General features: G+C 41.0%; 21 protein-coding genes. All 21 read left to right on the forward strand.

Annotated elements, in window-relative coordinates; all coding sequences use genetic code 11:
- Positions 1 to 323: 323 nt before the first annotated feature.
- The 21 genes from FNZ24_RS07380 (at position 324) to FNZ24_RS07480 (ending at position 23,237) form a co-directional block, all read left to right on the forward strand.
- The gene (locus FNZ24_RS07380) at positions 324 to 1,253 is read left to right on the forward strand and encodes a biogenesis protein MshI (RefSeq protein ID WP_153913842.1); all 930 of its coding nucleotides are present in this window, start codon (positions 324 to 326) and stop codon (positions 1,251 to 1,253) included.
- On the forward strand, positions 1,250 to 1,852 hold the full coding sequence (locus tag FNZ24_RS07385; RefSeq protein ID WP_153913843.1) for a fimbrial assembly protein: 603 nt from the start codon (positions 1,250 to 1,252) through the stop codon (positions 1,850 to 1,852). Before FNZ24_RS07380 ends, FNZ24_RS07385 begins: the two co-directional genes overlap by 4 nt.
- Complete coding sequence (locus FNZ24_RS07390) at positions 1,849 to 2,499, forward strand: MSHA biogenesis protein MshJ (protein WP_153913844.1); 651 nt, start codon at positions 1,849 to 1,851, stop codon at positions 2,497 to 2,499. Before FNZ24_RS07385 ends, FNZ24_RS07390 begins: the two co-directional genes overlap by 4 nt.
- Positions 2,500 to 2,819: 320 nt before the next feature.
- Positions 2,820 to 4,493 carry a pilus (MSHA type) biogenesis protein MshL gene (mshL, locus tag FNZ24_RS07395; protein ID WP_153913845.1) on the forward strand — a complete coding sequence of 558 codons (1,674 nt, stop codon included), beginning with the start codon at positions 2,820 to 2,822 and terminating at the stop codon, positions 4,491 to 4,493.
- Between the two features lie 23 nt (positions 4,494 to 4,516).
- Complete coding sequence (locus FNZ24_RS07400) at positions 4,517 to 5,461, forward strand: ExeA family protein (RefSeq protein WP_153913846.1); 945 nt, start codon at positions 4,517 to 4,519, stop codon at positions 5,459 to 5,461.
- The gene (locus FNZ24_RS07405; protein WP_153913847.1) at positions 5,458 to 6,924 is read left to right on the forward strand and encodes a tetratricopeptide repeat protein; all 1,467 of its coding nucleotides are present in this window, start codon (positions 5,458 to 5,460) and stop codon (positions 6,922 to 6,924) included. The genes FNZ24_RS07400 and FNZ24_RS07405 overlap by 4 nt, the downstream gene beginning before the upstream one ends.
- Positions 6,921 to 8,669: a GspE/PulE family protein gene (locus tag FNZ24_RS07410; protein WP_153913848.1), complete on the forward strand. Its 1,749-nt coding sequence runs from the start codon at positions 6,921 to 6,923 to the stop codon at positions 8,667 to 8,669. The genes FNZ24_RS07405 and FNZ24_RS07410 overlap by 4 nt, the downstream gene beginning before the upstream one ends.
- Before the next feature lie 2 nt (positions 8,670 to 8,671).
- On the forward strand, positions 8,672 to 9,886 hold the full coding sequence (locus tag FNZ24_RS07415; RefSeq protein ID WP_153913849.1) for a type II secretion system F family protein: 1,215 nt from the start codon (positions 8,672 to 8,674) through the stop codon (positions 9,884 to 9,886).
- An 82-nt stretch (positions 9,887 to 9,968) separates the two neighbouring features.
- Positions 9,969 to 10,493, forward strand: coding sequence for an MSHA biogenesis protein MshF (locus FNZ24_RS07420; protein WP_153913850.1), 525 nt, complete (start codon positions 9,969 to 9,971; stop codon positions 10,491 to 10,493).
- A 136-nt stretch (positions 10,494 to 10,629) separates the two neighbouring features.
- On the forward strand, positions 10,630 to 11,235 hold the full coding sequence (locus FNZ24_RS07425; RefSeq protein WP_153913851.1) for a pilin: 606 nt from the start codon (positions 10,630 to 10,632) through the stop codon (positions 11,233 to 11,235).
- Positions 11,236 to 11,391: 156 nt separating this feature from the next.
- A complete protein-coding gene (locus tag FNZ24_RS07430) occupies positions 11,392 to 11,913 on the forward strand; it encodes a type II secretion system protein (RefSeq protein ID WP_153913852.1) in 522 nt (173 codons plus the stop codon).
- Positions 11,914 to 12,116: 203 nt separating this feature from the next.
- The gene (locus FNZ24_RS07435) at positions 12,117 to 12,605 is read left to right on the forward strand and encodes a type II secretion system protein (RefSeq protein ID WP_153913853.1); all 489 of its coding nucleotides are present in this window, start codon (positions 12,117 to 12,119) and stop codon (positions 12,603 to 12,605) included.
- Positions 12,606 to 12,794: 189 nt separating this feature from the next.
- A complete protein-coding gene (locus FNZ24_RS07440) occupies positions 12,795 to 13,292 on the forward strand; it encodes a type II secretion system protein (protein ID WP_153913854.1) in 498 nt (165 codons plus the stop codon).
- The gene (locus tag FNZ24_RS07445) at positions 13,282 to 13,845 is read left to right on the forward strand and encodes a type II secretion system protein (protein WP_153913855.1); all 564 of its coding nucleotides are present in this window, start codon (positions 13,282 to 13,284) and stop codon (positions 13,843 to 13,845) included. The genes FNZ24_RS07440 and FNZ24_RS07445 overlap by 11 nt, the downstream gene beginning before the upstream one ends.
- Positions 13,845 to 14,690 carry a PilW family protein gene (locus FNZ24_RS07450; RefSeq protein WP_153913856.1) on the forward strand — a complete coding sequence of 282 codons (846 nt, stop codon included), beginning with the start codon at positions 13,845 to 13,847 and terminating at the stop codon, positions 14,688 to 14,690. Before FNZ24_RS07445 ends, FNZ24_RS07450 begins: the two co-directional genes overlap by 1 nt.
- Positions 14,680 to 15,156 (forward strand): MSHA biogenesis protein MshP, encoded by a 477-nt coding sequence (locus tag FNZ24_RS07455; protein ID WP_153913857.1) that lies wholly within the window; start codon positions 14,680 to 14,682, stop codon positions 15,154 to 15,156. Before FNZ24_RS07450 ends, FNZ24_RS07455 begins: the two co-directional genes overlap by 11 nt.
- Before the next feature lie 49 nt (positions 15,157 to 15,205).
- Positions 15,206 to 19,792 carry a DUF6701 domain-containing protein gene (locus FNZ24_RS07460; RefSeq protein ID WP_228768412.1) on the forward strand — a complete coding sequence of 1,529 codons (4,587 nt, stop codon included), beginning with the start codon at positions 15,206 to 15,208 and terminating at the stop codon, positions 19,790 to 19,792.
- Between the two features lie 286 nt (positions 19,793 to 20,078).
- Complete coding sequence (locus FNZ24_RS07465; protein ID WP_055022908.1) at positions 20,079 to 21,128, forward strand: rod shape-determining protein; 1,050 nt, start codon at positions 20,079 to 20,081, stop codon at positions 21,126 to 21,128.
- 62 nt (positions 21,129 to 21,190) lie between these two features.
- Complete coding sequence (gene mreC, locus FNZ24_RS07470) at positions 21,191 to 22,156, forward strand: rod shape-determining protein MreC (protein WP_153913858.1); 966 nt, start codon at positions 21,191 to 21,193, stop codon at positions 22,154 to 22,156.
- Complete coding sequence (gene mreD, locus FNZ24_RS07475) at positions 22,153 to 22,641, forward strand: rod shape-determining protein MreD (protein WP_153913859.1); 489 nt, start codon at positions 22,153 to 22,155, stop codon at positions 22,639 to 22,641. The genes mreC and mreD overlap by 4 nt, the downstream gene beginning before the upstream one ends.
- 2 nt (positions 22,642 to 22,643) lie before the next feature.
- Positions 22,644 to 23,237: a Maf family protein gene (locus FNZ24_RS07480; protein WP_153913860.1), complete on the forward strand. Its 594-nt coding sequence runs from the start codon at positions 22,644 to 22,646 to the stop codon at positions 23,235 to 23,237.
- Positions 23,238 to 23,318 lie beyond the last annotated feature (81 nt).

Below are 23,318 nucleotides of genomic sequence, written 5' to 3' on the forward strand. Positions count from 1 at the left end.
ACAATTTAATAACGAAGGCTGTTAATAAATTGCAAGTTTGTTGCTGGCGTGAATCTTGAGTATTGGGGAATAACATTCTATCTTAAGTATATACAATTTCTTTGATGTTATTTTTCTATAAAATTAAGTGATTAGCGGTTAATATGTCATACGATATTTTTTTGACAAGCTTTTAACCGTTAACTGTTCTTTGTGTTACATACTTGTTGGTGTGTGCAGTTAGGCCAAGCTTGTATTGTTAAGTTTTTAGAGTAGATCTTTTTATTATCTTATCGGTTTATATGTATCGTTTCTTAGCTGATTATCAAGGCACAGGTTTTTGAATGAATAATGGTTTTTTAAGTAAGTTAACATTCTGGCGCCAAACCCAAACTTCTACAGTACTTGGGTTGTACATCAGTGCTGATTTAATTTGTGTGTTTCAAGAGGAAGTGCACGATAACGATAAGCAAGACTCTGATTCTCAAACTCAAAGCCAAGTAAACTCCAAATTATCTGGAGTAACTAAAAAAATTGCTTTTAATGGTGAAAATTGGTCAGAAGCGTTTGCAGAGGTAAAAGAAACTTTTGGTAATGCAAAGCTACAAATTGTATTGGGTGAATCTTTTTATCAGTTGATTGTTGCCGATAAACCCAATGTAGAGGCCAATGAGTTAAATCAAGCCTTGTTGTGGTCAGTTAAAGATTTAGCGACTGAACCAGTGACTAATATTCAATTGGACTATTTTGAATCATCGCTGACAAGCACTGGAAAAATTAACGTCGTGGTTGCTAATAAAATGCAGCTTTCAGCTTTAGCTCAAGCTTGCGAACTACATGGCTATACTATCGCTGGCATTAGTATCGAAGAGTTGGCTATGCCGCTTTTATTCGATGATGCAGCAACCCATATGGTTGTGAGTCATGTGCCTGAACATGATTTACTCCTAACTGTAGTCAAGCAGGGTGAGTTATTAATGCAACGCCGAGTAAGAGGTTTTGCTCAAATCGACCAAGCTAGTGCAGCAGATCTTCAGTACGGTTTAGCTGACAACTTGAGCTTAGAAATTCAACGCTCTATGGATTACTTCGAAAGCCAATTAAGGCAAGCTCCAGTGGGTTCTATCGACTTACTTATCGATGGAGAGTCTCAAGCATTGGTGCCATTAGTTGCACAAAACTTCAATCAGAAGGTCAGTACGACAGAGCATAGCAATGTCACTGAGCACTTATCTATGATGGCCTACAAAGCATTAACTGGAGGTGAAGCATGATAAAAACCACAGTTAATTTATTTAGTGTTGATTTGTTACCTGCAAAATTACGCCTGTCATTTGAGAAAATGATGATGCTGGTGGCAGGGTTAGTGTTCATTAGTCTTTTGATTTGGGCAATTGGTTATTGGTTGGTATCAGGTCTTGAAGCTGATGTAGCGAAAGTAGCAGCTCAAAAATCGCAATTAGATGAACAAAAAATACAGCTTGAACAACAAATTGCAAATCGCGCGCCTGATCCTGAATTGGTTGCTAGGGTTGAACTAGAGCAGCAACGTTTAGATTTGAAAAAGCTGTTATCTACTGAGTTAAATCAGCGAGATAATGTCATTAGCCGAGGTTATTCAAATCTCTTGACTGATTTAGCCAGTGTTTCAGATGGCTCTGTATGGCTTAGCCGTATTGCCGTAAATGAACAACGTTTTGAGTTTGAGGGCTTCGGTGCTAAACCACAAAGTATCCCTAAATGGGTTGAGGCGTTAAAACACACTGATACTCTAAAAGGCTATGCATTTGCAACGATGACGATGGATCGCGGAGAGTCACAGCCGTTAGCATTTAAGCTATCTAGTGCTCCAGAAGTGGAGGCTAAGCAATGAAACAAGTTTGGCAACAACTAGAATCTAAATTTAATGTATTGAGCCAGCGTGAAAGGGTATTAATTTGCGTAGCTGCCTTGGTGCTTATTGGCATGATTGTCTATTTGCCCGTTGAGAGCATATTTAAGGAGAGACAAAAACTCTCAAGACAGCTAGCTCAAATAAGTAATGACAATGATGTTTCTAGCCAACAAATCGAATTATATCAGCAGCGTTTAGCGCTGGATCCCAATGTCGATTACCGCAATCGCTTAGCGCATATTGAACAACAAACACAGGTCATTGATGCGGATTTAGATGCGCAAATGGTTTCAATGGTTCCAGCAAGCTACATGCCGACAGTATTAACAAATCTGCTAGGAAATGTTCAAGGCGTGAAATTACTCTCTTTTGGTTCAATTGCTCCAACACCGCTTTTGCAGGTGGGAGATGAGCATAAAATGAATCTCTACAGCCACGGTATTAAGCTGACCTTGGAAGGAAGTTACTTCGCCATTTTAAAATTTGTAGAGTCAATTGAATCCATGCCAGATAAGTTGTACTGGAAACGTTTAAATTATCATGTCGACAAGCACCCTAATGCGACCGTTGAGCTAGAGCTTTATACCTTGAGTATTAATAAGGAGTTTATCAGTGTTGCAGAATAAACCGATTTTTATACTCCTGACATTAAGCTTGGCATGCGCGAGCTTTTTAAGTCATGCCAAAGCGTTAAGAGACCCTACTTTGCCAGGTCAAGGTTATGTAAGCGTTACTGGGAATGCTGAAAGGGCAGGCTCCTTAGTACTTAATAGTATTGTTAACAGTGCCAAGCCTCATGCAGTTATTAATAACAAAATCTTATTCGTTGGCGACCGCATTGATGGGATAAGAGTTGAATACATCGGAAAAAGCTACGTTAATTTGTCAGACGGGCGAAAACTTAAGCTTTTTCAATCGATAACAGAGCGATAGGACAAAAATAAAAATGAATTTGATAAAATATGCCACCCCTCTGCTATCTCTTTGTTTGCTTGGTTGTCAAACCACGGATAGACCCGATCCTACTGCGTCTAAAACAGAGTTAACTCAATCGTTAGACCAGGCACAAGCTGCACAAAACATTGTGCCACCGCCTGCGCAAATGCCTGAAGAGGTTCAGCGTGAATTGAATGGCTCAAGCCTGTTGGGAGGCGCAAGTCCTGTATTACCAAAAGAGCGACGTTTTGATGTTTCTGCTAACGATGTGGATGCAAAAGTCTTTTTTCCAAGCTTGGTACAGGGCACTCCGTTAAGTGTGGCAGTACATCCTGATGTGACAGGTTCGATTTCTATTTCACTAAATGGCGTGACATTGTCTGAAGTGATTAAAGTCGTTGAAGATATTTATGGCTACGAAGTGAGTCGTGAAGGGCGAATTTTACGGATATTCCCATCAGGTATGCGCACACAAACCTACCCTCTAAATTACCTCTATATGGAACGTGAAGGCTTGTCGCTTACCTCTGTAAGTTCAGGTCGTATTTCAGATAATAACGATAATTCCAATTCAAACTCGAATAATAATTCTTCTAGTAACAATAGCTCTAGTAGCAGTAATAACTCTAACAGCAGTAATAGTGATAACACTGATAATACTAACGGCACCTTTATTCGTTCTACCACGAAAACGAATTTTTGGGGTGAACTAGAAAAAACCTTGGTTTCAATTATTGGCAGTTCTGGTGGCGGTCGCCAAGTGGTGATTACACCACAAGCTGGATTAGTGACGGTAAGAGCTTATCCTGATGAGCTGCGCCAAGTGAGCACATTCTTAAATAAAGCTGAGACTCACCTGCAACGCCAAGTGATTTTAGAAGCCAAAATTTTAGAAGTCACATTATCTGATGGATACCAGCAAGGTATTCAGTGGGATAACGTATTAGGACATGCAGGTAGCACTGACATTAATTTTGGTACATCACCAGGTTCTGGATTAAGCGATCAAATTACTAATGTGATTGGTGGTGTAACTTCTATTAGCTTAACTGGTACAGACTTCAGCACCATGATTAGTTTGCTAGATACTCAAGGTGATGTTGATGTTCTTTCTAGTCCACGTGTTACAGCATCAAATAACCAAAAAGCGGTAATTAAGGTCGGTAACGACGAGTACTTTGTTACTGATGTTTCTTCTACAACGGTTGCGGGTACAACCCCTGTAACAACGCCAGAAGTTGAATTAACGCCTTTCTTTTCAGGTATTGCTTTAGATGTCACCCCGCAAATCGATGCTGAAGGTAATGTGCTATTGCATGTGCATCCATCGGTTATCGATGTTTCCGAGCAAGTTAAAGAAATTAAAATCAGTGGCTCAACTCTCGAGTTACCTTTGGCTCAAAGTGAAATACGTGAATCAGATACTGTGATTAAAGCTTCATCAGGTGATGTTGTGGTCATTGGTGGCTTGATGAAGAGTGAGAATATTGAAGCTATTTCAAAAGTACCATTACTTGGCGATATTCCTTTTCTTGGTGAAGCATTTACTAACCGAAGCAAATCGACTGTAAAAACTGAATTAATCATCATGCTAAAGCCAACGGTGGTCGGTGCTGATACCTGGAGTAAAGAATTACAACGCTCTAAAGATTTATTAGATCGTTGGTACCCTGAGCAGGAGTAACGGTTAATACCGTTAATAGTGCTATGTACCAACAGCATTTTGGTTTAAATCAATTACCGTTTACGTTAACCCCAAATACACAATTTTTTTTCGGGTTAACGCCTCATGTTGAGGCCTTGCAGGTACTGCAAATCGCCATAGAAAATGGTGAGGGTTTTATCAAGGTGACTGGTGAAGTTGGCACTGGCAAAACCCTTATTTGCCGAAAGTTATTAAATGAATTACCAGCAAATTATCAGTGTGCTTATGTTCCAAATCCTTATTTAAGCCCTGAAGAGTTACGTTGGGCACTGGCTACAGAATTAGGCATTCCGTTACAAGAAAACCTTAATCAACAGCAATTAACTGGTCTTATCCAGAATCAATTACTGGAACTGAATAGCCAAGGGCTGAAAGTGATTTTGGTGTTAGATGAAGCTCAGGCGTTGCCTAACGAGAGCCTGGAAACATTGAGGTTGTTTACTAATTTAGAGACCGAAAGCACCAAGCTTATTCAGGTCGTGCTATTTGGTCAGCCAGAACTGGATAACCGTTTACAAGATAAATCATTAAGGCAACTAAAACAGCGGATTACCTTTAGCTATCGCTTAAGACCTTTACTGTGGGATGAAATTCAAGCCTATATTAATTACCGTTTATCTATTGCGGGTTATCAAGGCGAGGCACTTTTCACAGATAGTGATATTAAACTGGTATCAAAAGCGGCTAGGGGGATCCCTCGTTTGGTCAATGTGATTGTCAATAAAGCCCTATTGTTATGTTTCGCTGAAGGCAGTAATAAGGTATTAACCAAGCACTGCAAAGCCGCCATTGTTGATACTGAAGATGCAGAACGACTGATAGTTAAAAAACAAAGCAGAAGGTTATTTATTTCACTCATTATAGGTTTATCAATTTTAGGCGCTTCACTGGTAACACTACTGGTTATCGATGTTGACTGGTTATCGATGTTAAGAGAGTCAATATGAGCGTTATTAATAAAGTACTAAAAGACCTCGATAAGCAGAAGCAGTCGACAGGCAGTAATGCTGGCGAGTCAAATTCAGGTTTTGTGAAACCTGAAGTGCAGTTTACTAGCCAACTCAATACTGCTAGCTCAGATGAGCTATCCTCCCGTAAAGGGATGTATATGTCGATTGCTATGCTAATTGCCGTGGCTATTTTCGGGTTTATGTTTTATCGCCAAGGCGTTCAGATACAAAATCTGCAGCCATTGGCTGAAGCGAGACAAACTCAGGCTCAAACTGAAACTGAAACTGAAACAACAGCGGCGATTGATGCGAATACATTTACTGAAGTGCCAGTTAATGAATCTAAAAGCAGTGATATCGATGGTGTAGAAGTGGTTATGACTCAGAGTGAAAACGTTTCACATGAGAGCGTTACAAGTGAAGTAACCGAGGCTTCAACAATTGCTCTAGTAAACCCTAAAGAAGTATCAGTAGCTGCTGATGTAGAAAATACTTCTAAAGTCTCTAGTGCTGATGAGGTAGTAAGCGGTAATACAACAAACTCGTCGGTTACTGAAAGTACTTTAGCTACACAATCTGTCTCTACAGAGTTACAAGAGCCAAAGGCTGTTGTAAAAGTAGACTCTAAAATGGCGTCTATTACTGAAGTAAATTCATTAAAGCCTTCGAAGGCCAATAATGACACTTCTACCGTGCAAGTTAGATTTTCACAGAATACACGAAAGTCTTCGATTGTTGATGATGTGAAATCCAATGTAAGCACAGAAAAATCTGATAATAAGTTAGCTCAAACTAAACAAGTTAACAGCAACAATAAAGCAGAGTTAAGTTCAAGTAATAACACTAAAGGTGTTATGGCAGTAAAAGAAGTCATACTGACAGATGCAGAACTTGCACAAAAGAAATTCGATATTGCAGAAGTGGCTGAGCAGCAACAAAAAATTGATAGAGCAGTTAAATTTTACTACGAAGCTTTAGTGCTTGATCCTTCAATGCATCAAGCGAGAAAGCAACTGGCTTCCTTGTATTACGCGCTCAATAATTTGGGTCGAGCAGAACAAATTTTAGCGCAGGGTGTGGCTCAATTTCCTGAGGAATTTGAATTAGCCATTTTAAAAGCCAAAGTTGAGAATGCATCTTTTAGCCCAATGAAAGCATTGACGACTTTAGAAGGGGTGAGTGATGAAAGTGATTGGAAAAGAGATAAGTGGATTCTACAAAGTGACATAGCACAAAAAAATGGCCGCTTTGAACTCGCTGAATCTGCTTACCGCTCGCTAATTGCCATAGAACCTTCGCAAGCACGTTGGTGGATGGGGTTGGCTTATGCGTTAGACTCACAACAACAATATTCGCAAGCTGCTGATGCTTATCAAAAAGCTTTGTCTTATCGGGGACTATCAACTGGCGCTATGACATATATTGAACAACGATTGATTCAACTAGGAGGTAGCCAATGAAACCTAAATTAAAAATGCGATTAGGCGACCTTCTCGTTCAAGAGCACATTATTACTGACGATCAATTAACCCAAGCACTTTCTGAGCAACGTAACTCAGGTAAAAAGCTGGGTCGTACCTTAATTGATTTGAATTGTATCACTGAAGATCAGTTACTTAAGTTCTTATCACAACAGTTAAATTTACCGTATCTAGATATCAGCCGTCTGTCGATCCCTTCTGAAGTTGTTAACCTCATTCCTGAAGTGCAAGCAAGGCGCTATCGTGCTTTGGTCGTTGAGGCGACTTCCGATACTGTGACATTGGCAATGAGTGACCCCGCTGATTTACAAGCAATTGATAATTTAGAAGTGTTTATCGCACCTAAAAAAGTCACGATTGCAGTCACCCCAGAGCAACAACTATTAGATGCGTTCGATAATTTATATCGCCGCACGGGTGAAATTGCCAAAATAGCCGGTGAGCTGGAAGAAGAGTACGCTGCAGATGATATGTTCGATTTGGCGAGCATCACTGACAGCGACAGCGATAATGAAACGACAGTAGTAAAATTACTGCAATCGATTTTTGAAGATGCAGTGCAAATGCGCGCATCGGATATTCATATTGAACCAGGTGAAAAAGTACTAAGAATACGCCAACGTATTGATGGTCAATTGCACGAGAATACTCTTGATGAAGTTAATATTGCCTCAGCGTTAGTATTGCGATTAAAGCTGATGGCAGGTTTGGATATTTCTGAAAAGCGTATGCCACAAGATGGCCGTTTTCATATTGAAATCAAAGGTCATAAAATTGATATTCGTATGTCAACGATGCCTATTTATCATGGTGAATCTGTTGTAATGCGTTTGCTGGATCAATCCGCAGGTTTATTGACCCTGAACGAAACGGGTATGCCAGATCATATCTTGCAGCGGATCCGTAAACAGATTAAGCGACCTCACGGTATGCTGTTAGTGACAGGACCAACAGGTAGCGGTAAAACCACTACTTTGTACGGAATTTTGAGTGAACTCAACAAACCTGATACTAAAATTATTACCGTTGAAGATCCGGTTGAATATCAGTTACCGCGAATTAACCAAGTTCAGGTTAACCATAAAATTGGCTTAAATTTCTCTAATGTACTTCGTACCACTTTACGACAAGATCCCGATATCATTATGGTCGGTGAGATGCGTGACCAAGAAACCGTTGAGATTGGTCTTCGAGGGGCATTGACTGGTCACTTTGTATTATCAACACTGCATACCAATGACGCCATTACCAGTGCGTTGCGATTGCTCGATATGGGGGCTGCCAGTTACCTCGTTGCCAGTGCACTTAGAGTGATTATTGCACAAAGGCTAGTAAGGCGTGTTTGCCCTAATTGTATGACTCACCATCAACCTAGTGCTGCCGAATTAGCTTGGATTAATTCAACGGCTAAAAAAGATTTTTCTGCGGCAACCTATAAGGTTGGTACAGGTTGTCAAAGTTGCAATGGTTCGGGTTACCGTGGCCGTATTGGTATTTTTGAGATTCTAGAATTAGATGATGATATGGTGGATGCAATGCGGACTGGAAACCCGCAGGATTTCGCTCATGCTGCTAAAAAGAGCCCAACTTTTGTTCCATTGGCTGATTCTGCTTTTGAATATTTATATAATGGTATGACGACTATCGAAGAGGTCGCGAAGTTAGTTGAGGATGTCAGTGAACTTCCAAGCGATTTACCTAATGACATTGGGAGTGGGGTGTAATTATGCCGACTTACCGGTATCGAGGTCGAAATAATCAAGGCGCTGCAGTAGAAGCGTTTATTGAATCTGCCAACGAAAGTAGCGCAGCAGATGCGCTGATGTCTCGTGGAATTATTCCTCTCGAACTGCGTGAAGTTAAGCAATCTCAACCATTTAAAATAGGCAGTATATTCGCCAGTAAAGTGTCATTGGAAGAGCTACAAATTTTCACTCGACAAATGTACTCTCTCACGCGTTCTGGCATCCCTATTTTAAGAGCTATTGCAGGTCTTGCTGAAACAACACATTCTCAGCGTATGAAGGATGCGTTAAATGATATTTCTGAGCAACTAACCTCTGGTCGTCCTTTATCTGCTGCGATGAATCAACATCAAGATGTATTTGATTCTTTGTTCATCTCAATGGTTCATGTAGGCGAGAATACCGGTAAATTAGAAGACGCGTTCATTCAGCTTTCTGGGTATATAGAGCGAGAACAAGAAACCCGCCGTCGAATTAAGTCTGCAATGCGTTACCCCATTTTTGTATTAATCGCGATAACCATTGCCATGGTGATCCTTAATATCATGGTCATCCCTAAATTTGCCGAAATGTTCTCCCGTTTTGGGGCTGATTTACCGTGGGCCACCAAATTGTTAATGGCGACATCTAGCTTATTTGTTAATTACTGGCATGTCATGCTAGTCGCTCTGGTGGGCGTGATCGTTGGAATACGATACTGGCATCATACAGAGAAAGGTGAGCGGCAATGGGACAAATGGAAGTTACATATTCCAGCTGTGGGCTCAATTATCGAGCGCTCTACTTTATCTCGATACTGTAGAAGCTTTTCGATGATGTTAGGCGCAGGTGTGCCAATGACCCAAGCGTTAAGTTTAGTTGCTGATGCGGTAGATAATAGTTATATGCATGATCGTATCGTGGCAATGAGGCGCGGAATTGAGTCCGGTGAATCTATGTTAAGGGTTTCTAATCAAAGTGGTTTGTTTACTCCTTTGGTACTGCAAATGGTTGCGGTGGGTGAGGAAACAGGTCAGATAGATCAATTGCTTAATGATGCTGCAGATTTTTATGAAGGTGAAGTTGATTATGATTTGAAAAACTTAACCGCCAAATTAGAGCCGATTTTAATTGGGTTTGTCGCCGGTATTGTTCTCATCCTAGCATTGGGTATTTACTTACCTATGTGGGACATGCTCAATGTTGTAAAAGGTTAAGGGGAACTAGCATGTTGAGTTACAGGTCTATGTTAATCATCAAGTTGCAGTTCGAAATTAACACAACTGAGTTGGTTGCATAATGCGAAAGCAGCAGAAATCAGAAAACGATCTTCTCAAGACTTATGCTCGTATTATTTCGCTTACCCTAATCATTGTCATCATGGGTGTTATTGGTACAAAGCACTTTTCAACTGTCGATAGTATAGGTACTAAAAGTTTAGAGCTTGAGCACAGCAGATTGTTATATGTGTTGGCTATGGTGAAGAGTCAATGGCTTAGCCAGGGCAGGCCTGACTCTTTAAAGTTGAGTTGGGAAAATATGAGTGTTAGTTCAGCAAATAAACAGTTTGAAACTGATAGTATCCGCGCCAGCAAAAATATTATCAAGATGTCTGATGAAGGTTGGCCACAGCTAGACAGTGAGTCTGTAGCAGGCTGTAAAGAGCTTTGGCAACAGTTAATGGCAAGTGATTTGCATGATATTAAAGCTGAGGTTTTATATCAAAATGAGACAAAAATTTGTCGTTTTGCAACTGAGCAAAGTGGCAGTATTAGCTATCAAACGACATCAGGAAGGGTGATTTTTTTTGATGACAATGGCTAATATTTAACTAATACAAATGTTTAATTGTATAAATGGTGCTAAAATTTATTTACATGATAGCTTTGACTAAGTAACAATGGTCTTACGGTTGTAATTGTAGTCTAACAAGTGTAAGTCGCAATAAAGGTGATTTAATATGAAATTTAAACAACAAGGCTTCTCGTTAATCGAATTAGTGATTGTTATCGTTATTCTTGGTTTATTAGCAGCGACTGCGATACCGCGTTTTTTGAATGTCACTGAAGATGCGCAAAATGCGAGTGTCGAAGGTGTAACTGGTGGCTTAGCGACAGCTGTAGGCTTTGTTCGAGCACAGTGGGAAGTGGATGGTCGCCGTAACGATTCAGTTATTTTAGATGGAACATCTGTCTCACTAGACGTTCGCTTTGGGTTCCCAACAGGTGAAACCAATACTAGTGTTACCTCAATGAGCAATGCTACTTGCCAAGAAGTATTTGACAGTGTCTTACAAAGCGCGCCTCGAAATGTGCTGATAAATCAAGATGCACGTGATCAGCGTTACACTGTAAGAGTCATTGGAGGAAGTGGAGGCTCTGCAACCGGAATCGATGGCGCAATAGTAAATAACATCGATTTATGTGTTTACCACCAAGTGGCTTCATTAGTATTGAATACAAATAATGGCGTACCTTCTCCAACTCCTGATTTAGATACCGCAGGAGCAAAAGGTGTGACATATAATCCAGGAACAGGACAAGTGCTTAGTTTTAGTAATGACTAATCACAAGTAACAAGGGTATGTCGCAATATAGCGACAGGTTAAGATTTAAAAAGAATCACCACAAAATATGGAATATTGAGTGGGCATTTTTAAAGAAAATAAATGAACAGATTTACAAAATTCACATATTTTTGATTTTAATAAAGGGTCGACATTATGCATATCAAACAAAAGCAACAAGGTTTTACATTAATTGAACTAGTAGTGGTCATCATTATTCTTGGTATTTTAGCTGTGACAGCAGCGCCTAAATTTATCAATCTTCAAGGTGATGCAAGAGTTTCAGCTTTACAAGGTTTAAAAGGTGCTATTCAAGGGGCAAATACACTAGTTTACTCTAAAGCTGCATTAGCAGGGCAAGAACAAGGAACAGGACAGACGGTTACATTATCGGGTGATGCCGATGCTACTCCTCCAACAAATGTTGATGTGACAACAGATTATGGTTATTTGACGCCTACACTTGTAAACTTTCAGAATGCTCTAGAAATTAGTGTAGCTGATAGTGATGATCCATCAGATAGTGCACTGACTACAGAGTGGATTTTTGATGAATCAAATGGAGGTTTTGAATTTTGGCAAGTTGGTGCACCTTCAACATGTTTCTTCTCTTACACAGCGGCTACAGCATCTTCAGTTCCAGTATATTCAGCAATGCCAGATCCTTCAGATTGCTAATATAAAGCATATTGATTTCAAAGCCTGCTATGCGCAGGCTTTTTTGTGCCTAAATATCAGTTTTAAAAGCTTTTATGTACTTTGGGTAACACGCGACTAATATCGGATGGTGATAAAATTGTTGTGACAAAGGAATAAGCTCGTGAACAAACAATATTGTTTCATCAGGGCTGTGGTTGTTCTATTTTAGTGAAGGTTTTCAAATGCAAAAACAGCAAGGTTTTACGTTAATTGAGTTAGTTGTCGTTATCATCATTTTGGGTATTTTAGCAGTAACAGCTGCACCTAAATTCATCAATTTACAGGGTGATGCTCGCGTATCTACATTGCAAGGTGCTAAAGCGGCAATTCAAAGTGCAAACAGCTTAGTGTATTCAAAAGCAGCGCTTGCTGGAGAAGAAAAGAAAGATCCTGGTTCAGTTGATATTGGTGCCAGTACCAATCTAGTGACAGTGTTTGGTTATGCTCAAGGTGATGCTGATGAACTAATCAAAGCTGTAGATATGCCTACTGATGATTGGGATGTTACAGGTACTAACGGCACGGTGAAAATTCAGCAAGTAGGTGCACCAGACTCTTGCTATATTGAATATACTGAGGCTCAAACAGAAGGCAGTATTCCAACATTCCAAAGTGGTGTATCGGATGGTAATAGTGGTTTCTTGCCTATGCCAACGGCATCTGATTGCTAATAGAGCATTATGTTTATAAAGGTCTGCTTGCAGGCCTTTTTTATTATCTGTATTTAAAAATAACCAGAAAAATACAAACTTCCCTTAAGTATATACGATTGTATTTTTAGTAAAGGATATCAAGACGTTTGTGTTATATTTTGCCATACTGTGTATAGGGAAATGTAACAAAAGGCATTCACGATTCAGATGCGGCTAAATAAGCTTTATAAATACTCTGTGGGATTTTCGCTCATTGAGCTGGTCACTACAATTTTAATTGTGGGGATTATAGCTGTATTTGTAATACCTAAGTTATTGCCCGAATCAAGTTATAGTGCTTATACCCTTAGAAATGAATTCATCAGTGAGCTTAGACAAGTTCAAATAAAAGCCTTAAATAATAGCGATCGTTGTTACCGTATCAGCGTTTCTTCAGATGGTTATCAACTCACTACTTATAGCCATAATATCAATAACGCTTTTGCAGGCTGTATTAACGCCCAACTTATTAGAACAGATACGAAACAAGACTTTAGTGGCGGCGCGATTATTGAGTTAGCCAGTAATGGCAGTACTAGTTTTAGTATGGATTTTGATAATTTAGGTCGCTCAACCCTTGGCTGTAATGGCACTTGTTTTGTCGTAAAGGCGGATGAAACCTTAGGTATTGCTATGGAATCTGAGGGTTATGTCCATGCACTATAACTCTCGTCAGTCTCATCAGGTTTTTAGTGCGCCTTCGCTAAAACTATCCCAATTCGGTTTTACCTTAATTGAACTTGTTATTGGCATGCTGGTGTTAAGCATTGCAATAGTGATGCTTACTTCTATGTTATTACCTCAAGCTGATAGAGCCGTTGAAACCTTATCACGGGTGCGCTCTGCTGAATTAGCCCATTCAGTAATGAATGAAATTTGGGGTAAACGCTATGATGAAAATACCAATTCCAATGGTGGCATACCTGCTTGCAACTCTACAGCGCCTATTAACCCTGGGGTAAGTTGTACTGACTCAGGTGATCTGGGAGATGACGGAGAAAACCGAAACGACTTCAATGATGTTGATGATTACCATGGCCTAAATATCAACAGTAATATGCTTGATTCCACTCAAACCTACGCTGATGTTTATCTGGGTTACCAGATGCAAGTGGAAGTTGAATACCTAAATGGCCAAGCTCAAAAGCTTATTACCATTGATGTGACAACACCATCGAATGAAGTTATTACTTACCAAGCTGTAAGGAGTAACTATTAATGGGTTTTAATCATCGTATAAAACAAGTTGGTTTTACTCTCGTTGAGATGGTGACCGTTATCCTCATTCTGGGTATTCTCGTTGTGGGTGTTAGTAGCTTTATTATCTTTGGTACGCGCATTTTTGTTGAGTCTAGTTCAATTGATCAAGTGCTGGGGCAAAGTCGATTTGCTATGGAGCGTATGACGCGGGATATTCGTAACTCTGTGCCAAATAGCGTAAGACTTCGCACTGATGCTGCTGGCAGTTTTCAATGCATTGAAATGCTACCAATTGAAGCCAGTAGTAGCTATTTAACATTGCCTATCTACCCAAATGCAGCAGCTTCAACGGGAACTGTGGTAGATAACAATATTAGTATTGCAAGTGGGCTATTTGCCATTGTATATCCGTTAGCAAATGAAAGTATTAGCGGTGTAAATGATGTTTATCAAGCTTCACGAAACAAGCGTTTCTCAGTGCAATCAGCCTCTTCGGCGTCAGATAGAATTACACTGAATTTCGGCAGTTTAGTACAGTTTGCTGAACAATCTCCTATTCAGAGAATATATTTCGCCGCCGAGCCTGTGAGCTATTGTTTTGAGCTTGTAGCGGGTACAACTAATGTTAATTTAAATCGTTATTCGAATTATGGTTACATAGTGAGTCAACCCGTTCCCACTGGAATGGGGTCGAGTGTATTGATGGCTGAAAATATAACCAATAATTTACTCCTAGAGCCAGCGATAAAAGTCACTGAGCAAAATTTGATGACTAATTCAATTGTGCATCTTGAGCCTCGCTTTAGTGTTAATGGCGAAACTTTTAAGTACCAACACCAAGTGCAGGTGACCAATGCCCCTTAATCATCAGCTATCGAGTAAAAACCAGCGACGAGTACCGAGATTGCGTTACCAACAAGGTAGCGCTTTAGCTATTGCTGTTTTTGTATTGATTGTGATGTTTTTATTAGCAGGCACCCTCATTAAAATGTTGGAGGATGGTGATGAATCCGTCAATGTTGAAGTATGGGGAGCTAGGGCTTTGTTTAGTGCCAATAGTGCAGCGGATGCAGAGCTGGCAAAACTATTTCCTTTGTCAGGTGCTGTTGGTGTATGTAGCGCTAATTCAACTTGGACTCCGCCAAGTTCTGTAGGCTTTCATGGCTGCACTGTTGCGGTGACATGTAACGCTATAGCAGTAGACGGAATCACCCAGTTTCAAATCACCAGTAATGCAGTGTGCGAAACTGGAGATTGCGCAGGAAACGCTGCTACAACAAATTGTTTAAGAGTGAATCGCCAAGTGGAGGTAGAAGCACGTGGGGATTAATCGATATCTGACGACTATAAAACTCATGACGTTGATGTTGGCTACTACGATGTCATTTAGTGCGGTGTCATTTGATGAAATTGATGAATCCGTTATTTTTGCTGCGGTGGCTCAAGGGCATCACAATGACAATAACAGTGGCTGTAACACTATTAATAATCCGCAGTTAACAATATATCCCGGTTCAAGAATTAGTGGCACAAATGGCGATGATTTATCTTATTGCTCGATAAATACTAACAACGGCTTACCTACTGATAGCTGCGACACTGCTACTGGAGGTGATAGGCTGTGTACTATTACTGGCGCCTCTATTCGCGGTTTAAAGATGAATGGTAATCAGGCCTTTGAAAATAGTGATGGCTCAGCTGGTAGTATTGGTTTTTGTAATTCTGGCGATCAAATATCGCTGGGAGATAACGGAGATACTCAGTTTAATTCTTTAAGTCTTTTTTCTGATTGTACGGTGACATTCTCTTCTGATAACGATGAATATCGATTTAATGCAATACGAGCGGGCAGTGGGTCAATACTGAAGTTTCCCGAAGGGGATTATTGGATTAACTCTCTTCAACTTGATGCGCCTAGTAAAATAGAAACGACTGGACGAGTAAGGATTTTCATTGGCACGAGTTCACAAATAAACGGCGGTACTATTAATTCACTTGCAGAAGCTGGAGTGCAAGTTATTGCCTATAACAATTTGACGTTAAACAATCAAAATGTGAATGGTACATCTATCCCAGCGACGATTAATGCCAATGTTTATAGTGACGAGAGAATTACCATTAACTCTGGCGCTATCAATGGCAGAGTGACATCTAAATACCTTGTTATGAATAGCGATGGCCAAATTAATGAGCCAGTTGATCCAATTGAGCCATTTCATATCCAATATGGCAAAGCGACTAATGGTAATGTCGTGTTTGATACCCCATTTCCTTCAGGGGTAACACCATTGGTATTTTTAATGCCGACAATAGAGCAAACCAATACTAATAGTGATGGTCCTGCTTCGACTTTCTTAGTTGGAACTCCCACTGAAACAGGGTTTAGTTGGGCTAAAGAAGAATCTCCATCACCTGCAAATCGATATGTTGCTTCAAAAGCAATGACCGAAGTTCATTGGGTTGCAGTGAATGCAGGTACTCATGATTTATCTAATGGTACTCAGCTAATCGCTGGTACTGTAGAGCTTGAACAAGCGTTAATCGGCTCTAACAGTCAGTATGTCAATGTGGCATTGCCAAGCACACAAGATGTGGTCCTTAATCAATTACAAACTCAAAATAATAATTGTTGGTTTACTAGTCTTTCAGCTTTTAATAATGCAGGGATCCGATTAGCGATGGATACTTCTGAAGTCAGAAGTAACAACACACGCTGCCAGCCTGGAGATTTAACTAATAACCAAATTCAAGCTGAAACTGTTGCGTATTTGACCGTGCAATCGGGCAATGGCTCAATTGTGTTAAACAGTGAAAATCTAAATTATCATTTTGGCTCAGGGCAAACATTTACTAATGGCAATATTCAAGATCTTGCTTATCAATGTGCATATACAACGCCGCTTATAGGTTTTACTGAAACACCGATTTTAGTGGCGGGTAAAAATAGTCGCCGTGGTGGTGATGGTGGTTGGCTAAGGCGATGCCAGTTAAGTAATTCTGTTGTCAGTATGGCAGTAGATGAAGATACTTACAGAGATAATGACCGTCGTCATATTTGGGAAAACTATAGCTTTTTTGCTATTGAAAAAGTCGAGCCGCTGACACAATGTTTTACTGATGACTTTAATCGTAGTGACTTAGGCACTGATTGGGTCGCAGCAAGATCGAGTGGTAACTTTACGCCTAGTATTGTTGGTAACCGTTTAAGGCTAACTGAAGCGCAGAACAGTCAAGCGACCTCAACGACTTACCAACGCCTATTTCCTGCTGCTGATAACTTAATTGAAATTGAATTTGATCACCTTGCCTATAACGGTAATGGTGCAGATGGTATTGCACTGGTATTTTCTGATGCATCGATTACTCCACAGCCTGGCTCATCAGGTGGCCCATTAGGTTATGGCTATAAACCAGGTGTGGATGGATTTGCCGGCGGCTGGTTGGGTATTGGTATCGATGAATATGGTAATTTTTCAGCAGAAGGCGGTGATAATAACATTGGCCGTAGACAACAAAGTGTATCGATTCGCGGCTCAGGCAGCGGCACTTCAGGTTATCCGTATTTACGCGGAACATGTAATAACGGTACCACTAATACTACAGGCGACTGTTTAACTCCACCTGTCGATAACAACGAGAATGACAATCATCGATATAGAATTGTCATTGATTCACGTATAACAGGACAGTCATTAGTCTCAGTCTCCCGTGATTCTGGCAGTGGTTTTGTCGAAATCGTTCCTGAGTTTGATATTCTATCTTTTGCTACGCAAGCAGCAGTGCCCGACGATTTTCTGTTATCAATTACAGGTTCAACAGGTGGGGCTAACAATGTCCATGAAATTGATGATATTGAAGTTTGTGCATTAGACTCGAGCCCCATTGGCGTTGTGATAGATCATTTCGAATTTACTCATACTGGTTCTGCATTAACTTGTAATGCTGAGCCAATGACATTGAAAGCTTGTGCAAATGAAGATTGTAGCCAAACAGTGCCCGACTTTGTGACGGCCACATTAAGCCCATCAGCTATAGCGACAGGTGGGGGATGGGTTGGAGGCAATGTCGTCAGCTTTAGTGGCGGTAGCACCAATTTAGAACTGCGAAATAATACTGCAGGACCAGTAACGGTTGATGTCACTGGCTCTACACCAGGTGCAAAACCATTCAGTACGACCTTATGTAGCATTGCTGGTAATACCCCAACAGCGGCGCAGTGTACGTTTAACTTTGCTGACAGTGGCTTTATTTTTGATGTGCCCGATAAGCTAGCGAATAAACCCACTGGCGTCATTTCCATTTCAGCAGTAGAGAAAGATAGTGAAACTCTCGAGTGTGTTCCTCAATTTGCTGATGTCACTAAAAGCGTTGGGTTTTGGAGTGATTATGTATCCCCGGATGAGAATAATGTGATATCAGGGCAAGCTGTCTCCGTCACTGGTGCTGGGTCAGTAACAAATATTGGGACGAGTAATGGCGCAAGAACGCCGATTAATTTGGACTTTAATAGTGTCGGTATCGCAGAAATTGAAGTGAATTATCCTGATGCAGGAGAAGTGCAATTAAACGCCCAATACGATGGTACTGGAGATGAGGCAGGCTTGGTGATGGTTGGTGCAGATCCTTTTGTCAGCTTTCCTGTAGGACTATGTGTTAAACCTTTTGATGGAAATGCTAGTTGTAGTGCTGGAGATAGCAGCTGCGCTGTTTATAAAAAAGCAGGTGAAGACTTTAATCTTGAGATTCAAGGGATGGCTTGGCAATCGGATACTGATACAGATTATTGTGACAACCTAAGCACGCCAAATTATGTACATGCAGGTATTGTATTAGGTCGTAATCTTGTATCGCCTACTCCTGGTGAGCAAGGAACTCTCGGGCTAGATGATTACGATCATGTCGCGGCGGCAGATAATCAAAATACTGTCACTCAATCGATCAGTGAAGTCGGTGTTTTTGAATTTACCGCTAAAGCCCCTTCAAGTTACTTAGGTTCCAGCTTTTACGATATCCCGCTAGCTAGTTCGGGTAATATTGGCCGCTTTATACCGGACCGGTTTTTGATTAGTGATGTTAGTGTTTTGCCGGCATGTGGCATTTTTAATTATATGGATCAGCCCTTTTCAATGGCTATGAACATTAACGCGCTTAACATTGGTTCAGACGTCACTAAAAACTACCAAGGTGCTTTTGCTAAAGCTACAGCATTGTTAGTGGGGGAAAATTCAAATGATGGTGATGACAAACGCAATCGATTAAGTGCACTACCCGTTTCGGCTGGTACTTGGTCTGATGGTGTTGCCGCTATCGATACTAGTTATATGGCGACGTTAAGTCGAACCGTTGCGCCAAACCAAGATGGACCATTTGAGGATTTTGACATTGGGGTGATAGTTGTTGATAACGATGGTGATAACAGCTTTGTTTCAGATCCTGATATGAATGCAGCGAGTTCTGGCACCTGCGGCAGCAATTGTGATGCGAAACTAATATCTAACCAGCGTTTTCGCCATGGTCGACTGTTAATGGATAACACCTATGGAGCAGAGAATGACACCTTGCAAATGCCAACAAGAGTTGAATATTGGAATGGGACTGCTTGGACGTTAAATATCGATGACAGCTGTTCTGTCGTCACACCAGCATTAACCAGCCAAGTTGATAATGTCGCACTGGGTTATCAGTTTGAGCCAAGCTTAACCACAGGACAAACCATCGAGAGAAAAGGGCAAACGGCTAGCTTCACAAATGGTGAATATACCTTATTGTGGAATGCCATTATTACCGGTTCTGCCAATGATTATCGCGGACAAGTCACTGCGCCATTGGTTGTACCTGATTGGCTTCAATGGTACTGGAATTGGGAAAATGCATCTTCAATCACCTTGTATGATCCAAGAGCAAGTGCCTACTTTGGGCGTTATCGAGGCCATGATCGAATTATATATTGGCGAGAAAAACGATAAATAACTTTGATCATCGCTAGGTAAAGCTTAGGGCAAGCTTTATTTAGACATAGCTTATCGGCAAATATTTCAGGTATTGCTTATTAATATTTAGATGTGAATTAATCGCTGTTTTTTTATTCGAATTTTTGTTGTTTTTATGCGCTTTGGGCTTAATTTGCTAATTATGTAAAAAAAACACCTAGATTAGCGATTGTTAACCTGTTCGGTCTTGTGGAAACTGAGCGGCATTGATAAAGTTACCTGATTTTTCTTTCTTCTGACGTTACAGAATACAGGCTAGAACATGTTCAAAAAGCTGCGTGGAGTTTTTTCAAACGACCTATCGATCGATTTAGGTACGGCAAATACATTAATTTACGTTCGTGACGAAGGTATCGTGCTTAACGAACCATCGGTTGTAGCCATTCGTGGTGAGCGTGGCAGCAGCGGACAAAAATCAGTAGCTGCTGTGGGTACAGACGCAAAGCAAATGCTAGGTCGTACTCCTGGTAATATTCAAGCTATCCGTCCAATGAAAGACGGTGTTATTGCTGACTTCTATGTGACAGAAAAAATGTTACAGCACTTCATTAAGCAAGTGCATAACAATAGCTTTTTCCGTCCAAGCCCGCGCGTTTTAGTGTGTGTACCGGTTGGTGCGACACAAGTTGAACGTCGTGCTATTCGTGAATCTGCCATGGGTGCAGGCGCTCGCGAAGTTTATCTAATTGAAGAGCCAATGGCTGCGGCGATTGGTGCAGGCTTACCTGTATCAGAGGCAACCGGTTCAATGGTTGTTGATATCGGTGGTGGTACTACTGAAGTTGCTATTATCTCACTAAATGGTGTGGTCTATTCATCATCGGTGCGTATCGGTGGCGACAAGTTTGATGATGCCATTATCAATTACGTTCGTCGTAACTACGGCAGCTTGATTGGTGAAGCAACTGCAGAACGTATTAAACATACCATCGGCACAGCTTATCCAGGCGATGAAGTACTTGAAATAGAAGTACGCGGTCGTAACTTAGCTGAAGGTGTACCAAGAAGCTTTACGCTAAACAGTAATGAAATCCTAGAAGCTCTTCAAGAGCCTTTATCTGGCATTGTTAGCGCTGTGATGGTTGCACTAGAGCAATCTCCTCCAGAGCTTGCTTCAGATATTTCTGAGCGTGGCATGGTACTTACTGGTGGTGGTGCATTACTTCGTGATTTAGATCGTTTACTAATGCAAGAAACTGGTATTCCAGTCATGGTTGCTGATGATCCATTAACGTGTGTTGCTCGAGGTGGTGGTAAAGCCCTTGAGATGATCGACATGCATGGTGGCGACTTATTCTCAGAAGAGAACTAAAGAGCGAAATAAGGCGGTGTTGATTCTAAATAAACTATTTAGAATTTCATCGCCTATAAATTATGAAACCCATTTTTGTTCGTGGTATATCGCAACAATTTAGATTAACACTGGCAATTTTTTTGTCGGTGGTATTGCTTATCGCTAATGATCGTCTCGATCCAATTCGTCAGTCTATTTCTTCCGTTTTAAGTCCCTTACAATATTTAGCAAATGTCCCTGGTTTATTACTGGATTGGTCGGCGGACTCAATTGCCACTCGTAATATGCTGGCAATGCAAAATAAAGAGTTATTGCGCCAACAGCTAATGATGTCAGAACGGCTGCAACGCTTTGAGCATTTAAGACAAGAAAATGAGCGCTTAAGAGCGTTATTAGGCTCGCCTGTGCACATGGATGCCCGCAAAGTTGTGGCAGAAGTCATGGAAGTGGCAAGCGATCCATTTAGACATTATGTGGTATTAAACCATGGCGCTCGTACTGGTGTGTTTGTTGGTCAGTCAGTGGTGGATGCACAAGGTGTTGTGGGTCAAGTCATTGAGGTGAGCGAGCTCACCAGTCGAGTGTTACTCGTAACCGACCCCACTCACGGTATTCCTGTTCGCATCACTCGAAATGATGTCCGCGCAATGGCGCAAGGCACCGGAGATATAGACGAAATTGAATTGCGTCATGTGGCCAAAAGTACTGATATTGTTGTTGGTGATTTATTGGTTACATCTGGCTTAGGCCAGCGCTTCCCTGAAGGTTACCCTGTGGCTAGGGTGATGAAAATCTCTCGCGATGCAGGTCAAAGCTACTCGGTTATTTCTGCTCAGCCACTCGCTGCTCTAGATCGCATTCGGTATGTATTATTAATTTGGCCTGATGATGGGCTAGATGATTTACCTGCATCAACACTGCCTGAATCAACAATGCCAGAAACCACACTTCCTAGCCAGACAGAGCCAGCTTCGGCAGAATCAACAGGTTCAGAAATGAGCAGTGAAGCAAATCAAAATGAATCACAAGACGAGGTAAGCCAATGAGTGCGCATATCGCCAATGGCCGCTTTGTCGTATTAGTGACAATTTTTATCGGGATGATGTTTCAAATCATGCCGCTGCCTAAAATCGTTGAAGCTTGGCGACCTGATTGGTTGCTCATGGTAATGATTTACTGGGCAATGGCGCTGCCGCACCGCTATAGCATTTTAACCGCTTGGATTTTAGGTGTGCTATTGGATGTATTACTCGGGGCTACCCTAGGAATACGCTCATTGGCTTTCTCTATCGTCATTTATGTGATTGTGATGCAATCACAGCGATTGCGTAACTTTACTCGTTGGCAGCAGTCAATTTTAGTCGCTATTTTCATTTGCTTGTATCACTTCATCATTTATTGGGTTGAATTTGTCGTCAATGGTGTCGCATTTGACTGGTCGATGTTCTTACCAGCGGTTTCCAGCATTTTTATGTGGTGGTGGGTGTTCTGGGTACTTCGCAATATTCGCCGCAGTTATAAGGTACGTTAAGTATGGGCTGGGTTCTCGCTTCAACTTCTCCAAGACGTAAAGAGTTATTTGCTCAGGTCGGTTTTTCTGAAAGTCAGTTTTCATTTAAACAAGTGGCACCAGATATTGATGAGTCACATTTAGCGGGTGAGTCTGCAGCTGATTTTGTGGTGCGTTTAGCCATTGAAAAAGCCCAAGTTGGCTTGAGTTTATGTACAGATGAAGTTAACCCTAAAGTACTTGGCTCAGACACGATCGTGGTATTGGGTGAGCAGATTTTAGGAAAGCCTAAAGATAAGCAAGATGCACAGCGAATTTTATTAGAATTATCAGGTCAAACTCATCAAGTGATGACAGCAGTAGCTGTAACAAACGGCTCTAAGACTTTGACGAGATTGTGTCAGACAGAAGTGACTTTTTGTCAGCTGACACTAGAAACAATTAATGCCTATATCGACACGCAAGAACCTATGGATAAAGCTGGTGCCTATGGTATTCAGGGCTTAGGTGGGTGTTTTGTTAAGTCGATAAAGGGTAGTTATTCAGCGGTAGTCGGATTACCTCTTGTTGAGACGCGCGAATTACTACATGAAATGAATCATATTGAATTAACTTAATCTTTCGTTAGCGGACATGTGAATTTACCACCTAGCATAATTTATCGTGCACGTGAGTAAAGCATCATCCTTGCAACGGGG

The organism is Shewanella sp. TC10 (genome assembly GCF_009663145.1).
In the GTDB taxonomy this organism is placed as follows: Bacteria; Pseudomonadota; Gammaproteobacteria; order Enterobacterales; family Shewanellaceae; genus Shewanella.